This window comes from Lysinibacillus sp. GW823-FHT02G10, from assembly GCF_058797135.1.
Genome location: NZ_JBXAJI010000008.1, coordinates 17,807 through 39,566 on the forward strand (window position 1 = coordinate 17,807; position 21,760 = coordinate 39,566).

Consider the following 21,760-nt stretch of genomic DNA (forward strand, 5'->3'; position numbering starts at 1 on the left):
TGTCTGCTGCTAATAGCTCTTTTATTACGGTGTACTCTTTGTTTCTGAACCATCCTCTGTAACTAATGGTTGAATTAAAACTTCTACACGACGATTCTTTGAGCGTCCTTCGGCTGTGTCATTTGGTGCAATTGCACGATACTCACCGTTTCCTTTTGCACTAAAGCGCGTAGGATCTAACTGGTCATTACTTTCAATAAGAAGATTTAAAAAATTCGTTGCACGCAAAACAGATAGTTCAAAGTTTGATGAGAAATTCGGACCTGCTGGTACATTATCTGTATGACCTGTGATGACAATATTTCGAGCTGGATCAGATACCAGCATAGTTGATAGCTCTTTGGCAATAGGGACATACTCAGGTTTAACTTTTGCCTGCCCTGGGTCGAATAAAATACTATCGCGGATTGTCACTAGTAATCCTTCATCCGTCATTTCTGTGGCAAACTGATCTTCCATTTCATTGACTGCAATAAAATTATCCACACTATCTTTTATTTCAGCTAACTCCTGTTGATCCTTTAAATAGGCAGAGTTTTGCTGTGGCGTTTGGTCGCTATCCGCATTCGGAGTAGGGACTGGTGCAGGTTGCTCTAGAAAACTAGTTCCACCATCAAAGACTTGACTAAAAACTGCCGACATTCTTTCTAGCTTTTCTTGATCGACTGAACTTGAGGCAAACAAAATAATGAACACGGCTAGCAGCAAAGTTAAAATATCTGCGTATGGCACTAACCAAGATTCATCAATATGTTCATCATGCTTTTTCTTCTTAGCTTTCTTTGCCAAGGCCACCCGCCCCGCTTTCACCAGAAATTTGACGACGTTCTTCCATCGTTAAGTATGATGATAGTTTCTGTTCAATTACACGTGGAGCCTCCCCTTCTAATACTGAAAGGATACCCTCAATCATCATTCTCTTTTGTTTTACCTCTAAAGCAGATTTACGTTTTAGCTTGTTCGCAAATGGATGCCATAAAACATACCCTGTAAAGATACCGAGTAATGTAGCCATGAAGGCAGCTGAGATAGCATGTCCTAGCTTTTCGATATCATTCATATCAGCCAATGCGGCGATTAACCCTACTACTGCACCAAGAACCCCTAAAGTAGGTGCATATGTACCTGCTTGTGTAAAAATAGCTGCTCCACTAGTATGTCGCTCTTCCATCGCTTCTACTTCTTCTGTTAAGACATCACGTATGTAGTCAGCATTTTGACCATCAATTGCTAATGTAAGGCCATTTTTCAAAAATGGATCTTCAATCTCTGAGGCCTTACTTTCAAGTGCTAATAGCCCTTCGCGACGAGCTAAGTCAGCCCATTGTGAAAACATTTTAATAATCTCTATATCATTTGCTAATTTTGTTTCTTTAAAAAGAATCTTAAATAGCTTCGGCACACGCTTTAACTCCTGCATAGGAAAGGCAATTGTTACTGCGGAAATAGTACCAAAAATGATAATTAGGATAGCTGCTGGGTTATAAAATGCAGATAAACTTACACCCTTCATTACCATCCCTGTTAATAGTGCTACTAAAGCAAGTATTAACCCTATAATCGACGACTTATCCATTCTAGAACCTCCAAATCTACTATCTAATGTTATTTCGTCTTTTTTTCCATATTTTAAATATATATATTCCTAGTATAAATGTATTTCATATATTTTTCGATGTAATTAATGCTTTTTATTCACATTTCGACCATTTTTGATTATATTGAATTAAGAATATTACACTTAACTGTCTTAAATTGAAAGGGGATATGATTTTGTTATTATCGTTTGACACAAAATTACTAAAATATGCCGAGTTAGCGGTGAAAGTAGGAGTAAATATCCAAAAAGATCAGTATCTTTATATAAGCTGTTCGACTGATAACCTAAAACTCGCACAAATAATTACTAAAATTGCCTATAAAAATGGTGCAAAACAAGTTTTTGTCGATATATCCGATGATGAACTTGTACGTGCTCGCTATGAAGGGGCACCAAAAGACTCATTTGATTTCTTCCCACCTTGGAAAGTGCAGGAACGTGAATGGTTAGCTGAACATGGTGCTGCTTTCTTAAGCATTAGCTCACAAAATCCAGATTTATTAAAAGGTATTGAGCGTGATAGAATCATGGCATTCCAAAAAGCATCTGGCCAAGCACTTGCCAACTATTATCAATGGTTACAAGCAGATAAGTTTAGCTGGTCTGTTATTGCTGCTCCATCTAAAGCTTGGGCAGCAAAGGTCTTTCCTCACCTTCCAGAAGAACAGCAAATGGATGCATTATGGGAAGCTATCTTTGCAGCCACACGTATAGACGTTGAAAATCCTGTTGAAGCTTGGCATACACATGATCAGGAATTACATAGCAAAGCTGATTATTTAAATGCAAAGCAATTTAAGTCACTGCACTATACTGCACCAGGCACAGATCTAACAATTGAGCTGCCTCCACACCATGTGTGGACAGGGGGTAGTAGTATAAGTACTCAAGGCCAAACATTTATGGCCAATATGCCAACAGAAGAAATTTTTACAGCACCGTTAAAAACAGGTGTTAATGGTTATGTATCAAGCACTAAGCCTTTAAGCTATGGTGGCAATATTATAGATAATTTCACACTAACATTTAAAGATGGTCGAATCATTGACGTCAAGGCGGAGCAAGGGCAAGAAATTTTAGCTTCCCTTATTGAAGCAGATGAAGGTTCTCATTACCTTGGTGAAATAGCATTAGTACCACATCAATCACCTATTTCACAATCCGACCTATTATTTTACAATACATTGTTTGATGAAAATGCATCCAATCATTTTGCCATTGGTAGTGCATATGCTTTTTGCATTGAGGGCGGCAAAGAAATGACTTCTGAGGAACTAAGCGCACATGGTCTCAATCAAAGCTTGACACATGTAGACTTTATGATTGGCTCTACCAAAATGAATATAGATGGAATAACACATGATGATCAAATAGACCCAATATTCCGTGATGGAAATTGGGCATTCTAAATAATCCATTCCTACTAATAGTATTCTAGGCTAAGTATGTTAAGGTTGTCATAAATTATCCTTAGATTTTCCTAGTAACCTATTGTATAATTGTTTTAGGGAATTTTAGTAGATCATTTAAGTAGAGAGGAGCTCTAATAATGTTCATTACAACTGTTCTTGGCTTTTCAGCAGTTTTATTAATTTCAACGGGATTCTTCATCCACTACCTACAAGTTGGTTTAGATAGCAAGTCTTCAGTAACTGTAGATCCAAAGCCAAACGAAAAATTTTAATGTGTAAAAAACAGCTACTATTTATAGGTAGCTGTTTTTTTATAGCTTACAAGTTATTTCATCTACTAAAGCGTATGAAACTGCTCCTTTATTGTAAAAATTATCTGAATAAAGTCTTTATTGTTTGCATATTGAAAATTTTGCTCTACAATATTTTTTGTAAGGAAGGGAGCAATATTCATGACAATGTTACAAGATATTCTAGAATTTAACAAAGAGTTTGTACAAGAAAAAAAATATGAGCCATTCATCACTACGAAATATCCTGATAAACGTATTGTTGTTTTATCTTGTATGGATACTCGTCTTGTAGAGCTTTTACCAAAAGCGATGAATTTGCGTAATGGCGATGTAAAAATAGTGAAAAGTGCTGGTGCGTTAGTGAGCCATCCTTTCGGTGCAGTTATGCGTAGTTTATTAGTTGCTGTCTACGGCCTACAAGCTGATGAAGTGTATGTTGTTGGACATTATGACTGTGGTATGAGTGCGGTTGATCCTGACGCCATGCTTAGCGAAATGGTACAACGAGGCATCGATCCAGAAACAATCAAAATGTTGGAATATTCTGGTTTTGATTTGAAAGAATTTTTACGAGGTTTCGGTGATGTAGCAACAAGTGTTAAGAAAAGTGTCGATACAATTCGTAATCATCCATTAATGGTAAAAGACGTACCTGTTCATGGTTTAATAATTGATCCAAATACAGGTCATCTAGATTTAATTGAAGATGGAAATAAACAATAAAATTATTTCTTCATACATTAATAAAAGAGCAAGTGCCTATCCTCTCTATGTGGAAGATAGGCACTTATTTTTCTATTCATCCTCTAAACGTGCATACATATAGTGATCTACCCAATGACCATTGATATACAGTAGCTTTCTTAGCAGACCCTCCTGCTGAAATCCAGCCTTCTCTAATACACGCATGGAGGCATTATTTTGTGTCGATACGTAGGCCTCTACACGATGTAGACCAATTTGTTCAAATGCAAATCGGACCACCATATTCACAGCTTCTGTGACAATGCCCTTTCCAACATAAATCTCATCCATCGCATAGCCAACAAATGCACTCGAGTACGGTAAGCGTTTGACAGCATAAAGTGCAATATGCCCTATTAGATTATTTGTACTATGCTCAAAAATACCAAAAGTAAATTCACGCTTAGACTCCATTAAATAGAGACTTTCTTGAATTTTTTTGTATTGAGCATCGACTGTATAGTATTCAGGTCTTTGCAGTGGCTCGTATATAGACCAAAAGTATTTATTACGGCTTACGAGACCCGTTAAACTTCGTGCATCTTTTTCTTGGAATGTGCGGATGTAGCATTTTTCCCCCTTTATTGTTACCACATTCCCACCCTTTTTTCTTAATAGATTCCAAATTTTAAGCACCATTTCTCCACACTAGCCTTCCAATAAAAATCAATACATTTCTCTTTGTTTCATTGGCTACAAGCCATAATTGCAAACCCTATTTATATTTCATTGTATGTAAAAAAACAGGCTGCTACAACCAAAACAGCTTATGTCTTATTGTCATAGCAGCACAATTCAATTATTTAGTTTTTTGTTCTTTCTTTTTCTCGTTTACTATTTCTAAGCTGGAGGAATCAGCATCCTCTAGTTGAGTATTGTCTAACACATTTGTTAAATGAAGACCACGCCTTTGAGCCTCTCGTTCAATGTGTGCAATAGTTTCCTGTAGCACCTGAACACGTGCATACTTTTTGTCATCTCCAGCGACTAAGACCCATGGTGCATCTTTTTTATCTGTCTTTTCAAACATCGCATTTGCTGCTTCAATATACTGAGGTGTTTTATCTCGATTGCGCCAATCCTCGGCTGTTAACTTCCAAGATTTATAAGGGTTTTGTTCACGTTCTTTAAAGCGTTTTAATTGCTCCTCATCTGAAACATGAAGCCAGAACTTAATAATTATGTAATCTCCTGCAGTTAAAATCTTCTCGAAATTATTAATTTCTTCATAAGCACGAGACCATTCATCCTTTGTTGCGAATCCTTCGATGCGTTCTACTAGTACGCGGCCATACCACGAGCGATCAAAAATAGCGATTTGCCCATGTTGAGGCAATTTTCTCCAAAATCGTTGTAAATAATTGTAGCGTAATTCATGAGCTTGAGGAGCAGAAATAGGATGTACAACATAACCGCGGGGATCGACACGTTCGATTAATCGTTTAATAGCGCCACCTTTACCAGCTGCATCCATTCCTTCAAATACCAAGATCAAGCCAATCTTGTTTTTTAATAAAAATTGTTGTGCGTTCAACATTTCATATTGGAGTACTTTTAATTTCTTTTTATACATCTTTTTGTCTAGTTCAACAGTTAGATCTAGATTTTTCAAATTTTGTGTCATGAAACTTCACTCCTTTTATTTGGCTATTCTTATTGTACTAAAGAAATATATGGATGCCTATCAGACATGGTAAATTGTAGGTATTAATAGTAAAACAACACGATACATTGTTGGAAATTTCCGTTATAATAAAAAAAGTGACAGTACTATACTTATTTGTCTTTTCCCTATACAATCTAACACGAAGGGAGAGGAAAACATGCCTCGGTTTATCTTGATGACAATCTCTTATCTTGTCTCAATCATCCTAACCTTTTCATCCTTTTTCGTGAACATCAACGGTCAATCTTCGCTAGAAATCGCTAATCGTTTTTCTGTTGTATTTGCACCAGTTAGTGTAAGTCATGTAATTTGGATTATCATTTATTTTTTGCTCGGTTATTGGTTAGTTATGAACATGAAAAAGACAACTTTGAAACAGTCTGCGCTTTTTAGTTGCATAAATATATTACAAGCATTGACGATATATGTCTGGCACCATGAGTTATTTATTGTTTCTCTTGGCATTACATTACTCTTAGTCTTGTATTTGTTTATGTTGTATAATACGTACCCTCTTCAGGACAAATCCTTGTTTGGTCGTATTCCTTTCTCTATTTATTTAGCATGGATGACATTTATTTTTATCACAAATACAAGCTTTACGTTAACGGCTTATGGTTGGAACGGCTTTGGTCTTAGTACGCCTCTTTGGGCAGTGATTTTACTTACTTTAGGAGGAGCCATTGCGCTACATATCCGTTTCCATCACTTTGATGTTGTGTATCCAAGTGTTTTTATTTGGGCTTATATTGGAATCGCCATACATAATGGTTTTGATGAGCTACTTGTCACTACAGCTGCTTTATTTTTATGCGGTGTTCTCTTTGTTGGCATTTTATTTATTAAAAAAAATCCTGCCTACCAAAAATAAATTGGTTAGCAGGATTTTTTCATTACATCCTATTCTTCGTCTAATGACGTTAAGATAATTGGTTTATCTTTTGTTACAATGACTGAATGTTCGATTTGTGCTACAAGTGATTTATCAGGCGTCACGAATGTCCAGCCATCACCTGCTTCTACGATATGCTCTGCATTTGCTGAGATAAATGGCTCAACCGCAAGGACCATACCTTCTTTCATAATAGTAGTATCCCATGCATCGTAATAATTTAAAATATGGTTTGGTTCATCATGTAAAGATTGACCTAAGCCATGACCTGTTAAATTCATAATAACAGTTAACCCATTAGCATTTGCCTCGCGTTCAACAGCTTTACCAATTTGATTTAATTTAGATCCAGCCTTTACCTTTGTCATTGCTCGATCAAAGGCACTTTTAGCAACACGGCAAAGCTTTTCTTTGTCCTCATAGCCATCACCCACAACAAATGAAATACCTGTGTCAGCAAAATAGCCATTTAAAGAGCCTGAAACATCAATATTTACGATATCTCCCTCTTGAATAACACGCTTTCCTGGAATACCATGTGCTACTTCTTCATTGACGCTAATACATGTATACCCTGGAAAATCATATTCTCCCTTTGGTCCTGAAATAGCGCCAGCCTCTGCAAACATGCGACCAGCAATTTCATCAAGCTCAAGTGTTGTAACACCTGGTTTTGTGGCAGCTTTCATTGCTTCGCGAATTTCAGCACAAATGCGTCCTATTTTTTTAAAAGCTTCAATCTCTTCTTGCGTTTTTACAATCATGTATAACGTCCCTTTCATCTAATATCTATTCTTTAATATAACATAACTTTTTATGCGTATAACGATAAACGCTTTAAATATTGTATGCTTTCCTACTTTGCAAAGTGCTAAAAGAGTTATTCAAGACAAAAAAGTCCCTCCACTCACGTGAAGGGACTAGCATTAAGCTTTTCTTTGCATTAATTGGGGAGCGGCTGTGAATAAAAGAACACCAACGACAGCCGTTAAAATGGTTGCTGGTAGCATATATGTACCATTGTAGATGATGGAATAGATCCATGCATTCTGGTCACCCGCATATTCGGCAAAAAATACAGCACCAGCAATTGTATGTGCTGTGTATCGTAAGAAGCCCGCGATAACGGTACCTATGATTATATAAAGTGCCATTTTTGTTTTGTTCATATGTTTAGCAGCGTCTAACACTGGTCCACGTACAAGCGCCGCTAATCCTACAACAGTAAAAGCAACACCATAATCTAGTAATCCTTGTAGCCAGTGCACGATATAAGAACCAAACATTGTTTGCATAACACCCACAAGTAGTCCCGTAGTAAGACCAGCTACTAAGCCCCAGCGAAATGCTATTAACATAATCGGTACCATAACAAGACTAACTGAGCCGCCTTGTGCCCATACTTTAAAGGAAACCTGATCCAGTACGAGACCTATCGCTGCAAAAATCGCAATCTCCACTAGCATTAATAGTCTTTTTTTGTCCATACATATTCTCTCCTTTGTTCCGATGTAGGATACAAGAGCAGGAATAGAAAAGCGCTGATATGTCTCTTTCTGACACCTTTTTTCCTTTACGGACGAAAAAACGATGTCAGGACAGAGCCTCACATCGTACAAGTGTCGGTTTCTATCCACATCCCTACGCAAGCGTTAACTTACAGGTTCGAAGAGTCAAGGCATTACGTGCCCAGTCTCAGCTGACATCATCAGCTCCCCTTGTGGTCGTTACATCTGAATTTATTTGAACACTCTCATTGTACGCAAAGGATTGAAGGATTACAACCTTCCATACATCATTTTTTTGAAACTTTGCTGTTTTTCATGCGTAAATATTTAAAAAGGAGGTACAACTATGGAGAATCAAAAAATTTTAGCTGCCTTTAGTTATCTTAGTATTTTCTTCGCCCCTTTTATCGTTCCATTAATTGTATATTTCGTGACTAAAGATAGTGATGTAAAAAAACATTCGATTCGTGCACTTGTCTCTCATTTAGTTCCTTTTGTTTTTGGCATCCTGTTCTTTATTGTCTTTGTTTTTTCCACATTTAGTTTAGATCCAACCTCCAGTAATAATACAGTGATGATTATTTGGTTTGTTTCATTCGCCATCTATGCTCTCGTCTCACTAGGTATTGTGATTTGGAATATAATTCAGGCTGTTCGTGTTATCCGTTAATGTTTTATTTTTAAGTGAAACAGGTAGTAGTAATTGTAAAAGGAGCTGTTTTGGGATGAAAGTATCAAACGTTGTAAAAACTGCCGTTAAGTTAGCACCTATTGTTATTCCTATCGTAAAAAAAGTAATGGCTGCAAAAAAGGGCACAACGCCTACAACCACAACTCGAAAAAAATAAAACGGAGGCGTATTCCTTTTAGAGGAAATACGCCTTCGTTTTATTTCACTTCAAAATGGGTTTGACTATGGCCATTTAATGTTTTTTCCACATGTAAAACTGCTGGCATCGCAGATTTCAATTCAGGCACATGCGAAATAACGCCAATCATACGACCAGAATCCTGCAAATCAATTAATGTATCGATTGCTTTATTTAGTGATTCCTCATCGAGCGAGCCAAAGCCCTCATCAATAAACATCGTTTCAATATGAATATTACCTTGGTAGCTTTGAATCACATCTGCCATCCCCAATGCAAGGCTCAACGAAGCATTAAACTTTTCGCCACCTGATAAAGTTTTGACATCTCGTAATTGATCTGTATAAGCATCATAAACATCAAGACCAAGGCCACTTTGCTTCGCATGCTTTTCTAATCTATCTGAACGTCTAAGCTCATATTGACCGTTTGATAAATGATACAGACGTATATTGGCAGCTTCTGTAATTTGATCTAAGTAGTTAATTTGTATATAACGCTCAAAGGATAGCTTTTTCGAATTTTGTCCATTTAATAATCCATAGAGCTCCTTTACTCGTCCTGCTTCTTGTTCAAGTAAATGAAGCTCTTTCGCTATTTCTTCCACCCTTTCACTAAAGCCTTGGCATGCTTGTATAAAGCCATTCATCTGTTGCAAACGTTTAAATGCTTCCTCATAGGAAATTCGCTGCTGTTCTACTCTTGCTTCCATCGCCTCTAAATCTTGCTTCTCTTTTCCTTGAAGGTATGTAGCCCCTTCGGTAATCTGAATTTGCAACGTGTGTACTTGTAAAGCATAGTCGCTACATGCTTTTCGAAGTGCATCCAATTGTATGGCACTCCGTTTAGCAGTTGCATAAGCCTCATAGCTTTCGAAACCTATTTCTTGCATATCTGCTGAAAATTGCTGAAGCTTTTCATTCATTTTAAGCTGTAATTCCTCAAAGGACTGTTTGGCAATTTCTACAGTTAGTGTTGCATTGCTAGCTGCTTCCTTTGCTGCATGCAAATTTTCTTGACTCACTTGCCAACTTTTTTGAAGCTCTTCTTTCTGTTTACTAACTTCATTTAGTTGTTGCTTTAATTGCTGTAAAGTTGGTAAATTAGGGGGCATCTGCTTAAGTTGTTCGTCTACAACCGCTTGTAATTTTGTCCATTCTTTTATCTGCTCTGCTAAATATTGCTCTAGCTTCATATGCTTATTTCGTAGCTGCTCTATTCGGTCATGCTGATGCTTTATTTTTAATCGCACATCAGCTAATTGATGTTGAATAATTTTTAATGCAGCAATCTCTTGTTCCACTTCATGTAAAGTAGCGGTGATCTGTGGTTGGTCTTCTTGTTTAATATGCTGAGCCTCGAGTTGTCGCCATGTATCTTGAAGAAGTTGCTGCGCTGATGCTAAAAATGCCTCTTTCTCTAAATACTTACGCTCGTCTGATGATGCCTTCGCTCTTAATGCTTCCACTTGAGCAAGCTCAATAACTTCCAGTTGCTCATTGTGTGCTTTTTGATGTGTCATACTACCACAAACAGGACAGGGTTCTCCTTCCTTCAGTTGTTCTGCTAAAATACTAGCTTGACTTGTCAGCCATCGTTGCTGCAAAAGTTGAAGAGCCTCTTTACTTTCTTGATAGAGACTTTCTGAAGCAGCTACATCCTGCTTAGCTAAATCAACGGCATGTTTATATTTATCTGCTTGCTTGATTAAAGCAACCTGTTCCCGTAGTTTCGGTAATTGTTCTAAATAGCTTTCATAGGGTTCAACCTGTTTTTCATAGCCTTCTAATGATTGAGAAAAATGATGTAATTGCTCTTGTTCATTTTCCAAAAGTTTGACGTTATCATTTACTGCTCGTTTTGCATTTTCAGCATATTGCTCCGCTATTTGCAGCTGCTGTATATTGTTTTCATAGGCTTCAAATTTCGGTAATAGCGCTAACATCTGCATTTCCTGCTGTAAGATTTGCTGTCGTTCAGATTCTTTAGCCTGCTCTATCTCATAGTTTTCTTGCGCTTCTTGCAACTTTTCTTGTGACTGCTGTTGCTTAACCTTTGCTTGTTGAAATGCTATCTCTTTAACATTCAGTTCAGCACGTAAATCCTTGCATTGTTGTTCGAGCAGCACAAGTCGCTCTGCTTGTTCTGCTAAAGCAATCTCCTTCTCCTTTGCTTGGTATAAATCCTGCTGTTGTAAAAGCATTTGCAGCCGTTGCTGTCGATTAGCTTGTTCATCAAATTGCTCATTTAGCGTTTTTGCTAAGCGATAATATTCCTGCTCTTTTTGATGAAGGCTATATGCTTCTTCATAGTATGACTGTTCATCTTCTCCACATTTCTTATAGTAGCTAAGCTCCTCATCAAGTGCCTCTGTCAGTTGATGTAAATTTTCGGTATTATCAGCAATCAATGTAAATAAAGCGGAAGAACGTTGTGGTAAGGCGCCCACAATTTGACCTAGTAAATGTTCCTTTAATTGTTTGGCACGCTCAAGATCACTTTCTGCTTCTTTACGCTTGGCATCAAGCTTTTTCGCCATGACACCGAAACGATCTGTTTTAAAGATTTTCCGTAAAATTACTTCTTTATTTGTTGAATCAGAGGTTAATAGTTTTCTAAATTCACCTTGAGGTAGCATGACAATTTGGCTAAATTGATCTTTTGTGAGACCTATGATTTCCTGCACTTTCTTATCGACTTCAAGCGTTTGCTGTTTCTCTACAATGCTATAATCTAGCTTTCCGTCTTTTACTTCTGCTAGCTCTATTTTCTTTCCAGTAACCGTTTTATTTTTTTCTTTAATATGACCTGGCTGTCGTACTATTTGATAGACCTTTCCATGCATTTCAAAGACGAGTTCTACAGCTGTATAAACTTCATCATGTGCAAAGCCGCTTCTTAGTAAAGCTGTATCCTGCCGGTCCTCCCCACTACCTGATCCGTAAAGAGCATAGCAAATAGCATCGAAAATGGTTGTTTTACCAGCACCAGTTTTTCCAGAAATGGCAAACAATCGATGCTCCCCTAGCTCTTGAAAATCAATTACTTCCGTGTCTTTATATGGACCAAACGCTGTAATTGTTAACTTTAAAGGCTTCATTTTACAGTCTCTCGCTCCTCATCTAATAACTCCTGTAACATCTCTGTGAAGAGGCGTTCCGTATCTTCATCAGGCTGAATGCCAATAATATTGGTGAAGAATGAACGGAATAAATCAATATCTTCTAGTTTTTCAGCTTCTACTACTTGTAGTTCACGTGGCATATCTTGTCTTAGTACCTTCCGCTCCACATGCATAGCGTGCGGAAATACACTACGAATACGTTCCATCGGTGAAGTCACAGATATTTTATCCGTCAATCTAACAAATACATAATCCTCACTTGGTGTGAGCGCTAATAACTCCTCTAATTGACCTTCTACTACTCGTAGATCTCTTCTTGGCACAAGCTTTCTTTTACTTACTGTGGTGTTACCTTGCTCATCTAATTCGATGATTAAAAATCCTTTCTCATGTAAATGCTCAGATAACGAGTACTTTAAGATAGAGCCTGCATAGCGTATGGTTTCGTTTAAAACAAAATGTGCCTTATGTAAGTGCCCAAGCGCCGTATAGTGAAAAGGTTTGAATAAAGCTGCATTCACACAATCTGAGCCTCCAATGGAAAGGGGTCGCTCGGAATCACTAGTATTTGCTTTCTCCTCACCATACTTCGTCACAAAGGCATGTCCAACAAAAACATGACGCTTACTTGTGTCCATGTCTTTCGTGATATACTCAATAATTTTTTGCATGGCGTCTTGATGAGAACGGATTGATTCATCTTCAAAGATGTTGCGAATAGCAGCTGGCTCTGCATAGGGCACTAGGTGAAAATGTACTTCCCCATGTTGATCATTCAAAATAATAGGGGCATGATTTTTTGTAAATTGGCCCTTAATATATAAACCACTATCACTCATTAAACGGCTACCAAAATTTAAACGACCTGCACTATCATGATTTCCCGCCACTGCTAGAACAGGAATCTTCTTCTCTAATACTATTTTCGCTAATACATCATTTAGTAAATTAACTGCCTCAATAGGAGGCATCGAACGATCATATAAATCACCTGCGATGATAATTACATCTGGTTTTTCCTCATCAATCGCTTGTATAAATTGTTGAAGAATATAATGTTGATCTTCTGTCATATAGACACCTTGAACAAGCTTTCCTAAATGCCAATCTGCTGTATGAAATATTTTCATTCTAGTACCTCCTAGTCTTCTCTATATTTTAGCATGACTATTCCCAATCTAGTGAACACTAAAGGTTTAGTAGTTCTAGCCAAAATTGGTTTTCATAGAAAAAAGCATCTTATAAGTAAGATGCCTTAGATACCTGCTATTTAGATATATTTGATAAATGCCTTATATCCCGGGAATCCCTGAATTACGTAAGTCATACGAGGAGATTGATGTTGTGTCACATTTTGCTTCTGAGGTTTCGCTGATGATTGTTGCTTTAGGATTTCCTCAAATGACTTGGGATTTGGCTTTGGCAATTCTGCTGAAGAGATGTTTAAAGCATCACTACCACTATAAACTTGTAAAAATGAGTTAGCCATTTGTCGATAGCCTTCAATATTTGGATGAACATCAGCACTATTTGGTAAGTAGTTGGTTGCATTCAATCCAAAGGCATCATAGACATTTATATAAGCTGCGCCAGCTATCTCTGCTTGTTGTTGTAAAATCGTATTTAATCTAACTAGCTGGGCATTGGTTCCTTCTTTTTGCGTCGGATGAACTGTTGGATAAGCAAAATAATACCCTATAACATAGATTTTTGCTTTAGGCGCACGTTCTTCTAATTCATCCAAAATCGATAGCATATTTTTTCTTGCCAAATTTAAAGCGTAATCTGCCTGAAGCTGTGAAAAAGCTAAGGTCCCTGCATTTGGGTTTACCTGGACAAGACGTAATAAATCATTAGCCCCTGCCGAAACTGTAATAAGCGTCGCATTTGCTAATAAATTTTGCGCTTCCTCAGATCGTATTCGTTCTAATACATCTGTCGTAGTAAAGCCAGGAAAAGCAAGTTCTTTTGTATAAAATGATAATTGACCAATCGAACTTAATTTCATGGCAATCAAATCACTATACCCTACATCAATTTCTTTGTAGGGTGTTTGACCTGCTGCTAAGGAATCGCCAATAGCCACATAGGTTTCTGTTTGAGCAAAAGCAGATGAAACCCAAATTGTCATGAATACTATTGTCATACCTATCAAGCTACAAAATCGTTTCATCTGCTTCCCTCTTTTCTTATTGACTAAAAATTTAAAATGCCCAGCTACCCTTGCGGAAAATTGGCTCAACCGTACCATCTGGTAAAATACCATCGATGTCCATTTCACCACTGCCAATCATGAAGTCTTCGTGTGTCACAGAAATATTGGCACCCAATGCTTCAAGTTGACCGTTTTCTAGGTCTCTACCACCCTCTAAGCAAGTCGGATATGCCTCACCAATAGCTAAATGGTTTGAAGCATTTTCATCAAACAGCGTATTAAAATATAAAATTTCCGACGCTGAAATTGGTGACTCGTGAGGGACAAGTGCTACTTCACCTAAGTAGCTTGAGCCTTCATCCACTTGAATAAGCTCTTGCAATAAATCATGTCCTACTTCTGCCTCTGCCTTAATAATTTTGCCCTCTTCAAATGTTAATTTAAAGCCATCGATGATATTGCCCTGATAGACTAATGGCTTCGTATTACTAACATAACCGTTTACACCTTGTTTCATTGGCAGTGTATAAACTTCTTCTGTTGGCATATTGGCCACAAAGACATTATCTTCTGGTGTTTTACTACCACCAGTTAGCCATTTATGTTGTGGTGCTAAAGCGATTGTTAAATCTGTACCAGGTGCTGTATAGTGAAGCTTTGCATACTTTTTATTATTTAAAAGCTGTGCACGAGATTCTAAATTAGCTACATGCTGACGCCAATTATCAACGGCATTGCCTTCTCCAATATGAACCGTTTTAAAGATAGCTTCCCATAATGCAGGTACTTGCTGCTCCTCTGTTAATTGAGGGAAAACCTTTGCTGCCCATTTAGCTGAAGGAACTGCTACGATGGACCAAGCAATTAAATCCTTCATGACTGCATTGCGATAGTTTTTCAATGCTGCCCCTGATACTTTTTGATGTGTTGCTAGTCTGTCTGCTGGAATTCCTGTTAGCTTATCAGGATCTGCTGCATCAATCCATAATAGAGCTCCTTTACGTTCAATCAGTTCATCACGCATTTTCACAACCCATTCAGGGAAGCGATTAAATTCCTCATCGGATGCATGCTCAAAATAAGCACGATCCAATTCATCATCGGAAAAGTTTACATGAACACGGCCTGCCCCAGCCTTGTAAGCCTCTTTTACAACTAAACGGGCAAAATCTAAAGCATCCACAGATGTATTGACTAATAAGTACTGGCCTGGTTGGATATTCACCCCCACTTTTACTGCAAGCTCTGCATATGCCTGTAATTTCTCTTCAAATGTCATACTATTTCCCTCGCTTCTGTCCAATTGTTTTAGAATTACCTTCAATCAGCTCGCCATCATGCCATATTTTTTGCACAGGCTTGCCCGGAATTTCCCTTGTCCATTTTTTATAGGTTTTTTCATCACGATAAGATAATAAGGTTAATACTTCACCATCAGCTCCAGCACGCCCAGTACGACCAGAACGATGCAAATACTGTTCAATTGTTCGTGGGACATCAACATGAATAACATGTGTTAAACCTGCAATATCTAAACCACGAGCTGCAATATCTGTTGCAATTAAAATACGTGCATCTCCTTTACGGAATGCATCTAACGCTTTTTTACGTTCTTCTTTCTTCATATCAGAATGGAGCGTGACAATCGGTGCTGAACGGTATTGTAGTTTTGTTTCCTTCATTAATAATTGATCGATATTATTAACAAAAGCCAACGCTCTTAAACCCTCTGTATGGGAAAGTCGGCGCAGGAAATCCGTTTTATCACGTTCTTCTACCTTCACAAAAGAATGGACAACTTTACCGACCTTTAACATGTCCTCAGGCTTAATTTTAAAACGCAGTGGCTCAAACATCATACGACTTGCCACTAATTCAATTTCCTCTGTAATCGTAGCCGACACAACAACAACTTGTCGGCCATAGGCAGAACCTTCGATAAAGGATTTGATTACAACACGGTATTCACGACTTAGTAATTGATCACATTCATCTAAAATAACTGTTTCGACTTCTTTGAGTTTTAATTTTCCTGCTCGTGCTAATTCGTTTAAACGACCAGGTGTGCCAACAACAATCGTTGGCTTTTTCTTCAACTTTTCAATTTGACGAGCAGAATTGGCACCACCAATCAGCTGTTGAACAGTGATGTCTGTTCCAGCTGTCCACTCACGAATAACTTCTACGATTTGCATAGCGAGCTCTTGCGAGGGAGCTACAATCAGTCCTTGTGTTTGCTTTTTTGCCCCATTCACTTTATTTAATAATGGTAAGACATATGCTAACGTTTTACCTGATCCTGTTGGTGATTCCGCCACAATATCTTTGCCTTCAAGCATAGCTGGTATCATTTCATCTTGAATTTTCATGGGTGTTTCAAAGTTCCATTTTGCTTGTAGTTCTTCTTTTAATAAATTTATGACTGACATGTTATTTCCCACCTTCTATCTACTTGACACTAGTTTAACACACTCCGTAGGTTCCTACTTTATATGTACGTAAGCAATTGTCTAATCGTTTCAAGAGAACATTGCTTCCTTTCATAAAAAATCTGCTTCACTCAACACGGAAAGTAAGCCTGTCCACAACTCTTTCAAGAATTGTAGCTTACCCGTGAAAAGCAAGCAGATTCTTTTCAATTCAACTAATCGACTAATTCATAACCACAAGCTAAAATGGCACATTCAGCTAAAACGATTAATGAATCAATATAAATGTCACTTAGCTTTAAATCTCTGTTTACAACAGATAGCTCTGTACAACCTAATACAATTCGATCACAATTTAGTGCTAGCATCGCCTCTTCTATCGGTTGCCAATCTTCTAGCGTAACATCCTTCCCAGCCTTGACATAATCATAAATGATCGACATCACATAGGATCTCATTTCATTATCTGGAACAACTGGTGTAATACCAAACTCCTCAAGTGCTTCCTGATACATCCGTGATGTTAACGTGCCTGTTGTTGCTAAAATACCTACTCGCTTTGCTCCTAAATCAGCAGCACGCTTCGCTGTTTCGCGAATCATATGCAAGACAGGTATAGGAGAACCCTCTTCAATTTCTTGATAAAACGTATGCGCCGTATTACATGGGATCGCTATTATGTCTGCTCCTACCGAAGCTAATTTTTTTGCATCCTCAATAATGACTGGAACTGGATTATCCTTTGTATTATCTAAAATAAAGGCCGTACGGTCAGGAATATTTGTATCATTATCAATAATGGTATGTAAATGATCCTGATCTTTTTGTGCTTTCGTACGTCTTACAATCATTTCTCCTATAAACATTGTTGCAAGTGGACCAACGCCACCAATTATACCTAAAGTTTGTTTTTTCATGTGTTAGACAGACCTTTGTTATTAAAATATTTCTTATAGCTACGATAAAAGCTTAAATTATCAAGCGTGACATTCAACCAACGTTTTGCATTCATATCCTTATAATTAAAAATAGAATCTGTAGCCATACCTTGACGAATTAAACTTTTCGCCTCCATTACTAGTTGTTCATTTTGAACATATTTGAAAAGCACACCATTCGGTACAATTGTCCAAAGATGCTTGTTCCTCACATATGTTAGTTGTTGTTTACTTCCTCGAACATAATCGTTCGCTACATACTGCATTAAATTAAAGCCACTGGCCGTCACATAATAATTGGAAAGTTCATTATGTAATTCAATACTCAACAATTTATATTGACCATCACGATCATCATATTTCATATCAAATGTGGCAAAGCCTTGGAATTGTATCGCTTCAAGGAATAGCTTAACATTATCCATTAATTCCTGATGATAGGTTGTCATAATCGCTACATAACGTCCTATCCCTTCTGGAGAATGTTCTTCTAAAATAGGGTTTCCTACGGCAAGAAGTTTTGCCTTCCCATCTTGTCCTATATATGCATTAACAACACGCATGTTAGCGTCTTCACCTGGTATATATTGTTGAATCATCAGATCATCACGATAAGCTGATTCTTTATAGATAGCACGTAATATACTGTCCTTTTCGTCCTTATCATATGCAATATATACTTTTTTCTTACCAGGAAAAATACAAGTAGCATATTTTGTCATATTCATGGGCTTAATGACAACTGGATAATCAAATGGCATGTTGTAGTCTTCATAATCATTCACCGTGCATACATGTGTAGCAGGGTATTGAAAACCAAATTGTGCACATAGCTCATACATGCTTTCACGAGTTAAAAGTTGATGCGCAAGTGTGGCGTCTACATAGGGAACTAGAAAATCCTCTGCTAACTCTTCTTTGTGTTCTACGATTCTTTTGACATAAAATTCATCACAGGCTAATAGCAGTAATTTTTTGTCTCGGAACTCCTCCGCTATGGCTTTTAGGGCGGTCACAAATCTTTCTTTGATATGAAGTCGCGGTATCTCGCGAAAAGTCCATAAATCACTTTGTTGAATTTTTTCCATGTTCGTATGGTTTAGTGCAAGTGGCTTCACACCATAGGCTTCGTAAAATGCTCGGGCCATGCCATAAGCATTCATTTCATCTCCAAGTAAAACAGGTAAAAAAACGTGCTCAATGGCCATTCTACTCAACTCACTTTTACTTTTTTATTAGTGTAACATACTAATGATTTATAGCTTATTTATGAACAGCTACAGCTTGTTTGCCTAATTCCTGATAACTTTTGAAAAATTGATCGACATTGTAAGTAACATACCCTTTTAAAGGATCCATTACGACTACCTTATCACCTAAATGTCCCGTTAAGACGACTGCATGTAAGTTCATAAAAGCATCATGTCGAGTCGTTTCCCCTGTATAAATCCAGCCTCTTTCTGCTTTTCGTTTAGGCTTTGATAAATCTAGCGTTACCCATGTCACGACAGGAATACCTTCACGCACAAGCTGTAAAATGTCATCCTGTGAGGCGTTACTCATATTTTTGACATGTAAGTCAGCTTGTTTATCTGTAATAACTGCCTCAGCCGCTTTGACAATTGGAGCAGCAAAAACATACATACCACGAGCTTTATCACGAGGATTACCTGCAAAAGCTTCATTGGGATTTGGTCCAAAACGTTGATTGCCTACTGTTCGTATTTCTTGCTTTGGTAAATACTTGTCAGTCATTTCGAGTTTTGACACATTCATTCCAAAATAATTTAATACAGCTGTAAGTGAAGTAATTTCACAGCCATGTGGCAGCTCGGGGTTTTGCATGACAACAGGGACATCTAACTCCTGATCGTCTCTTAAAAAGTGTGTTTGCAATCGATAATAGGGCTTTGTTGTATCGTAAGTGAAATTCTCGATTGTTGTATACCCATTATTTGTCGTACTGTTTTCAAGTGTCGTTGCCGCAATTGCATATTCTCTCCCTGCCTTTAGCTTCGAAAATATAGCTTCTCCCTCTTCTGAACCAATCGCTTCTTCCACTACATCACCTGTTTGTACATCTGTAACCGTAAGGAAAAGATTTGGAATAGGTGCCCCGCTATTAAATTCTACTGTTAAAACCGTTAATTGATTTTTTTGTTCAGCATCTTGCCAAGAAAATGGCTGACAGCCTGAAAGTAACATAATAATCAAAATGCCAATAAGTAAAAGGCGTTTATACCCCGTCCACAAGACAAATTCCGCTCCTATTCTAAGGCGAAGAGCAGCCTCTTCGCCATTCTCATTATTCAATTTGTCGTAGACTCTATTATACGATACTTTCATAGCCGTTCCTATTTTATCTTGATTTAGTAACTATTTTTTGTACTAATAGCGAGTTACACAAGACAGTGAACCCCAAAAATCTGGATAGCAATTATGCCAAAGGATAATTGAACTGTCTTAAATTGTTGTCACTTTCGGCCGTAATGTATGCTTTAGTACCTTCCCAGAGGCATTTCGTGGCAATTCTATTAAAAATTCAATTTCATAAGGTACTTTGTATTTGGCAAGTCGTGTTTGACAATAGGATAGTATCGAATTTTCATCAAGAGACTTCCCTTCCTTTAACACAACAAATGCTTTTGGTACTTCTCCATATACTTCATGTGGCAATCCAACCACTGCTGCTTCTAAAATTTCCGGCATTTGATATAGAACTTCTTCTATTTCGATTGGGTAAATATTTTCTCCACCACGAATAATCATATCTTTTTTTCGATCTACAATATATAAATAGCCTTCCTCATCAAAGCGTCCTAAATCGCCTGAGTACAACCAGCCATCCCTAATCGCTCTTGCTGTTTCCTCTGGATTGCGTAAATAGCCCTTCATTACTTGTGGTCCTCTTACGCATATTTCGCCCACCTCTCCAGCTGGTACGGTCTTTCCTTCACTATCAACTACACAAACCTCTGTCTGTGCTAATGGTTTTCCAACTGAGCCAATTTTCGTCAATGCATCCGTATCTAATAAAGAGGTAGCTGCAGGTGAATTTTCAGTTTGACCATAAAGATTTTGAACCTTTACATTTGGAAATGCTTCTTTCACTTGCTTTACAAGCTCATAAGGCATCGGGGCAGCACCGTAACATAATAAACGTAAATGATTAAAGCTATGTTCCTTGAATCCAGGAGTATTTAATATAATGGTATACATAGATGGAACACCAAAGAAAATTGTCGCCTCAGTAGCTACAATTTGAGCTAACGTTTTAGTTGGTGAAAATGCTTCTTCAATGACCACTGTTCCCCCTCTATAAAACATAGGCATAGCAAATACATGAAGACCTGCACAATGAAACAAAGGCGTACAAATAAACATTTTGTCCTTGCTAGACATATTCATAGAAGACGACCAAATATCTGCTGTAGCCACGATATTCTGATGCGTTAGCATGACGCCTTTGGGTTTACCTGTTGTTCCCGACGTATACATGACCACTGCCGTATCGTCAGCCTCTAATTGCACAATTTTTCTAGCACGATTATCATATTCAATTATGTTTTTCATTTCTTGAAATCCGATTGTATGTTGGAATGAATAAGAAACTTCCTCTAATACCTCTGTTAATCTTTCATCAAAAATTAAGCCCCTTGCTTGTGAATGATTAAAAATAAAATCAACCTCAGGGGCAGCTAATTTAGTGTTAATTGGCATCACAATAAATCCAGCTAATTGGATACCTAAATATGCGATTAAAAATAAATCTGAATTGAGCGTATATAGGGCAATCACATCATCCTTTTTAAAATCTTGTTCCTGCAAGTAAGTCGCAAATCTTTCTACACGTTGGTAAAAATCATGATAGCTTATTGCCTTTCCATCATACAATGTTGCAATCGCATTTGGTTGCTGCCCTGCATAGTCTTCAAGAATATCTGTCATAAACTTCGTCATTATAAGCCCTCCATACTTTCATTTTATTATTATTGAATAAATAAGAATGGGAAACTATTAAACTTCTTAAAATTCTGAAAATTACGATTATATTTTATCAAGCAATGTATTTCTTGGCAATTTTTCCACACATTCAAAATATGTAGCTGAAGTAACGAAATATTCTTAGA

Annotated in this window: 21 protein-coding genes and 1 riboswitch; of the genes, 6 read left to right on the forward strand and 15 right to left on the reverse strand. The window is 37.5% G+C overall.

Annotated elements, in window-relative coordinates; all coding sequences use genetic code 11:
• Positions 1 to 24: 24 nt before the first annotated feature.
• A complete protein-coding gene (gene motB, locus AC1RFD_RS19350) occupies positions 25 to 789 on the reverse strand; it encodes a flagellar motor protein MotB (RefSeq protein WP_492475192.1) in 765 nt (254 codons plus the stop codon).
• Positions 773 to 1,576, reverse strand: a complete 804-nt coding sequence (motA, locus tag AC1RFD_RS19355; protein ID WP_004225583.1) for a flagellar motor stator protein MotA — start codon at positions 1,574 to 1,576, stop codon at positions 773 to 775. Before motA ends, motB begins: the two co-directional genes overlap by 17 nt.
• Before the next feature lie 191 nt (positions 1,577 to 1,767).
• Here motA and AC1RFD_RS19360 point away from each other — a divergent pair, with 191 nt between their 5' ends.
• The 3 genes from AC1RFD_RS19360 (at position 1,768) to AC1RFD_RS19370 (ending at position 4,028) form a co-directional block, all read left to right on the forward strand.
• On the forward strand, positions 1,768 to 3,009 hold the full coding sequence (locus tag AC1RFD_RS19360) for an aminopeptidase (RefSeq protein WP_305193705.1): 1,242 nt from the start codon (positions 1,768 to 1,770) through the stop codon (positions 3,007 to 3,009).
• A 140-nt stretch (positions 3,010 to 3,149) separates the two neighbouring features.
• Positions 3,150 to 3,284: a hypothetical protein gene (locus AC1RFD_RS19365; RefSeq protein ID WP_004225590.1), complete on the forward strand. Its 135-nt coding sequence runs from the start codon at positions 3,150 to 3,152 to the stop codon at positions 3,282 to 3,284.
• Between the two features lie 180 nt (positions 3,285 to 3,464).
• Complete coding sequence (locus tag AC1RFD_RS19370; RefSeq protein ID WP_004225593.1) at positions 3,465 to 4,028, forward strand: beta-class carbonic anhydrase; 564 nt, start codon at positions 3,465 to 3,467, stop codon at positions 4,026 to 4,028.
• A gap of 72 nt (positions 4,029 to 4,100) precedes the next feature.
• On the opposite strand, the gene AC1RFD_RS19375 is transcribed toward AC1RFD_RS19370, so the two are convergent.
• Positions 4,101 to 4,688, reverse strand: a complete 588-nt coding sequence (locus tag AC1RFD_RS19375) for a GNAT family N-acetyltransferase (protein WP_054549012.1) — start codon at positions 4,686 to 4,688, stop codon at positions 4,101 to 4,103.
• Positions 4,689 to 4,848: 160 nt separating this feature from the next.
• Positions 4,849 to 5,673 carry a polyphosphate kinase 2 family protein gene (locus AC1RFD_RS19380; protein WP_048394803.1) on the reverse strand — a complete coding sequence of 275 codons (825 nt, stop codon included), beginning with the start codon at positions 5,671 to 5,673 and terminating at the stop codon, positions 4,849 to 4,851.
• Positions 5,674 to 5,872: 199 nt separating this feature from the next.
• On the opposite strand from AC1RFD_RS19380, the gene AC1RFD_RS19385 reads away from it, so the two are divergent.
• On the forward strand, positions 5,873 to 6,586 hold the full coding sequence (locus tag AC1RFD_RS19385; RefSeq protein ID WP_066038227.1) for a TspO-related membrane protein: 714 nt from the start codon (positions 5,873 to 5,875) through the stop codon (positions 6,584 to 6,586).
• A gap of 29 nt (positions 6,587 to 6,615) precedes the next feature.
• Here AC1RFD_RS19385 and map read toward each other — a convergent pair whose 3' ends face one another.
• Complete coding sequence (gene map / locus AC1RFD_RS19390) at positions 6,616 to 7,371, reverse strand: type I methionyl aminopeptidase (protein WP_048394807.1); 756 nt, start codon at positions 7,369 to 7,371, stop codon at positions 6,616 to 6,618.
• A gap of 162 nt (positions 7,372 to 7,533) precedes the next feature.
• Complete coding sequence (gene thiT / locus AC1RFD_RS19395; RefSeq protein ID WP_305193708.1) at positions 7,534 to 8,094, reverse strand: energy-coupled thiamine transporter ThiT; 561 nt, start codon at positions 8,092 to 8,094, stop codon at positions 7,534 to 7,536.
• A gap of 134 nt (positions 8,095 to 8,228) precedes the next feature.
• Positions 8,229 to 8,336, reverse strand: a riboswitch (TPP riboswitch).
• Positions 8,337 to 8,461: 125 nt separating this feature from the next.
• On the opposite strand from thiT, the gene AC1RFD_RS19400 reads away from it, so the two are divergent.
• Positions 8,462 to 8,785, forward strand: a complete 324-nt coding sequence (locus AC1RFD_RS19400; RefSeq protein ID WP_054549009.1) for a magnetosome magnetite crystal formation protein family — start codon at positions 8,462 to 8,464, stop codon at positions 8,783 to 8,785.
• 55 nt (positions 8,786 to 8,840) lie between these two features.
• Complete coding sequence (locus AC1RFD_RS19405; RefSeq protein ID WP_004225603.1) at positions 8,841 to 8,963, forward strand: small protein YxzF; 123 nt, start codon at positions 8,841 to 8,843, stop codon at positions 8,961 to 8,963.
• A 40-nt stretch (positions 8,964 to 9,003) separates the two neighbouring features.
• Here AC1RFD_RS19405 and AC1RFD_RS19410 read toward each other — a convergent pair whose 3' ends face one another.
• From AC1RFD_RS19410 to AC1RFD_RS19450, 9 genes are all read right to left on the reverse strand, one after another.
• Positions 9,004 to 12,084, reverse strand: coding sequence for an AAA family ATPase (locus AC1RFD_RS19410; RefSeq protein ID WP_492475193.1), 3,081 nt, complete (start codon positions 12,082 to 12,084; stop codon positions 9,004 to 9,006).
• A complete protein-coding gene (locus AC1RFD_RS19415) occupies positions 12,081 to 13,238 on the reverse strand; it encodes an exonuclease SbcCD subunit D (protein WP_492475194.1) in 1,158 nt (385 codons plus the stop codon). Before AC1RFD_RS19415 ends, AC1RFD_RS19410 begins: the two co-directional genes overlap by 4 nt.
• Positions 13,239 to 13,378: 140 nt before the next feature.
• On the reverse strand, positions 13,379 to 14,281 hold the full coding sequence (locus AC1RFD_RS19420; RefSeq protein WP_305210614.1) for an SGNH/GDSL hydrolase family protein: 903 nt from the start codon (positions 14,279 to 14,281) through the stop codon (positions 13,379 to 13,381).
• 31 nt (positions 14,282 to 14,312) lie between these two features.
• On the reverse strand, positions 14,313 to 15,542 hold the full coding sequence (locus AC1RFD_RS19425) for an aminopeptidase (RefSeq protein WP_004225611.1): 1,230 nt from the start codon (positions 15,540 to 15,542) through the stop codon (positions 14,313 to 14,315).
• A gap of 1 nt (position 15,543) precedes the next feature.
• On the reverse strand, positions 15,544 to 16,692 hold the full coding sequence (locus tag AC1RFD_RS19430; RefSeq protein WP_004225614.1) for a DEAD/DEAH box helicase: 1,149 nt from the start codon (positions 16,690 to 16,692) through the stop codon (positions 15,544 to 15,546).
• A gap of 215 nt (positions 16,693 to 16,907) precedes the next feature.
• Positions 16,908 to 17,609 (reverse strand): cysteate racemase, encoded by a 702-nt coding sequence (cuyB, locus tag AC1RFD_RS19435; RefSeq protein ID WP_066038221.1) that lies wholly within the window; start codon positions 17,607 to 17,609, stop codon positions 16,908 to 16,910.
• Entirely contained in the window at positions 17,606 to 18,838 is a 1,233-nt protein-coding gene (locus AC1RFD_RS19440) for a carboxylate--amine ligase (RefSeq protein WP_492475195.1), read from the reverse strand. The genes cuyB and AC1RFD_RS19440 overlap by 4 nt, the downstream gene beginning before the upstream one ends.
• Before the next feature lie 55 nt (positions 18,839 to 18,893).
• Positions 18,894 to 19,976: a C39 family peptidase gene (locus AC1RFD_RS19445; RefSeq protein WP_269897872.1), complete on the reverse strand. Its 1,083-nt coding sequence runs from the start codon at positions 19,974 to 19,976 to the stop codon at positions 18,894 to 18,896.
• A 117-nt stretch (positions 19,977 to 20,093) separates the two neighbouring features.
• Entirely contained in the window at positions 20,094 to 21,590 is a 1,497-nt protein-coding gene (locus tag AC1RFD_RS19450) for a class I adenylate-forming enzyme family protein (RefSeq protein WP_492475196.1), read from the reverse strand.
• Positions 21,591 to 21,760: the final 170 nt, after the last annotated feature.

Bases quoted from the DNA above. Each gene is read 5' to 3' on its own strand.
- motA (WP_004225583.1), bottom strand. From the start codon at position 1,576: ATGGATAAGTCGTCGATTATAGGGTTAATACTTGCTTTAGTAGCACTA.
- AC1RFD_RS19360 (WP_305193705.1), top strand. From the start codon at position 1,768: ATGATTTTGTTATTATCGTTTGACACAAAATTACTAAAATATGCCGAG.
- AC1RFD_RS19365 (WP_004225590.1), top strand. From the start codon at position 3,150: ATGTTCATTACAACTGTTCTTGGCTTTTCAGCAGTTTTATTAATTTCA.
- AC1RFD_RS19370 (WP_004225593.1), top strand. From the start codon at position 3,465: ATGACAATGTTACAAGATATTCTAGAATTTAACAAAGAGTTTGTACAA.
- AC1RFD_RS19375 (WP_054549012.1), bottom strand. From the start codon at position 4,688: ATGGTGCTTAAAATTTGGAATCTATTAAGAAAAAAGGGTGGGAATGTG.
- AC1RFD_RS19380 (WP_048394803.1), bottom strand. From the start codon at position 5,673: ATGACACAAAATTTGAAAAATCTAGATCTAACTGTTGAACTAGACAAA.
- AC1RFD_RS19385 (WP_066038227.1), top strand. From the start codon at position 5,873: ATGCCTCGGTTTATCTTGATGACAATCTCTTATCTTGTCTCAATCATC.
- map (WP_048394807.1), bottom strand. From the start codon at position 7,371: ATGATTGTAAAAACGCAAGAAGAGATTGAAGCTTTTAAAAAAATAGGA.
- thiT (WP_305193708.1), bottom strand. From the start codon at position 8,094: ATGGACAAAAAAAGACTATTAATGCTAGTGGAGATTGCGATTTTTGCA.
- AC1RFD_RS19400 (WP_054549009.1), top strand. From the start codon at position 8,462: ATGGAGAATCAAAAAATTTTAGCTGCCTTTAGTTATCTTAGTATTTTC.
- AC1RFD_RS19405 (WP_004225603.1), top strand. From the start codon at position 8,841: ATGAAAGTATCAAACGTTGTAAAAACTGCCGTTAAGTTAGCACCTATT.
- AC1RFD_RS19410 (WP_492475193.1), bottom strand. From the start codon at position 12,084: ATGAAGCCTTTAAAGTTAACAATTACAGCGTTTGGTCCATATAAAGAC.
- AC1RFD_RS19415 (WP_492475194.1), bottom strand. From the start codon at position 13,238: ATGAAAATATTTCATACAGCAGATTGGCATTTAGGAAAGCTTGTTCAA.
- AC1RFD_RS19420 (WP_305210614.1), bottom strand. From the start codon at position 14,281: ATGAAACGATTTTGTAGCTTGATAGGTATGACAATAGTATTCATGACA.
- AC1RFD_RS19425 (WP_004225611.1), bottom strand. From the start codon at position 15,542: ATGACATTTGAAGAGAAATTACAGGCATATGCAGAGCTTGCAGTAAAA.
- AC1RFD_RS19430 (WP_004225614.1), bottom strand. From the start codon at position 16,692: ATGTCAGTCATAAATTTATTAAAAGAAGAACTACAAGCAAAATGGAAC.
- cuyB (WP_066038221.1), bottom strand. From the start codon at position 17,609: ATGAAAAAACAAACTTTAGGTATAATTGGTGGCGTTGGTCCACTTGCA.
- AC1RFD_RS19440 (WP_492475195.1), bottom strand. From the start codon at position 18,838: ATGGCCATTGAGCACGTTTTTTTACCTGTTTTACTTGGAGATGAAATG.
- AC1RFD_RS19445 (WP_269897872.1), bottom strand. From the start codon at position 19,976: ATGAAAGTATCGTATAATAGAGTCTACGACAAATTGAATAATGAGAAT.
- AC1RFD_RS19450 (WP_492475196.1), bottom strand. From the start codon at position 21,590: ATGACGAAGTTTATGACAGATATTCTTGAAGACTATGCAGGGCAGCAA.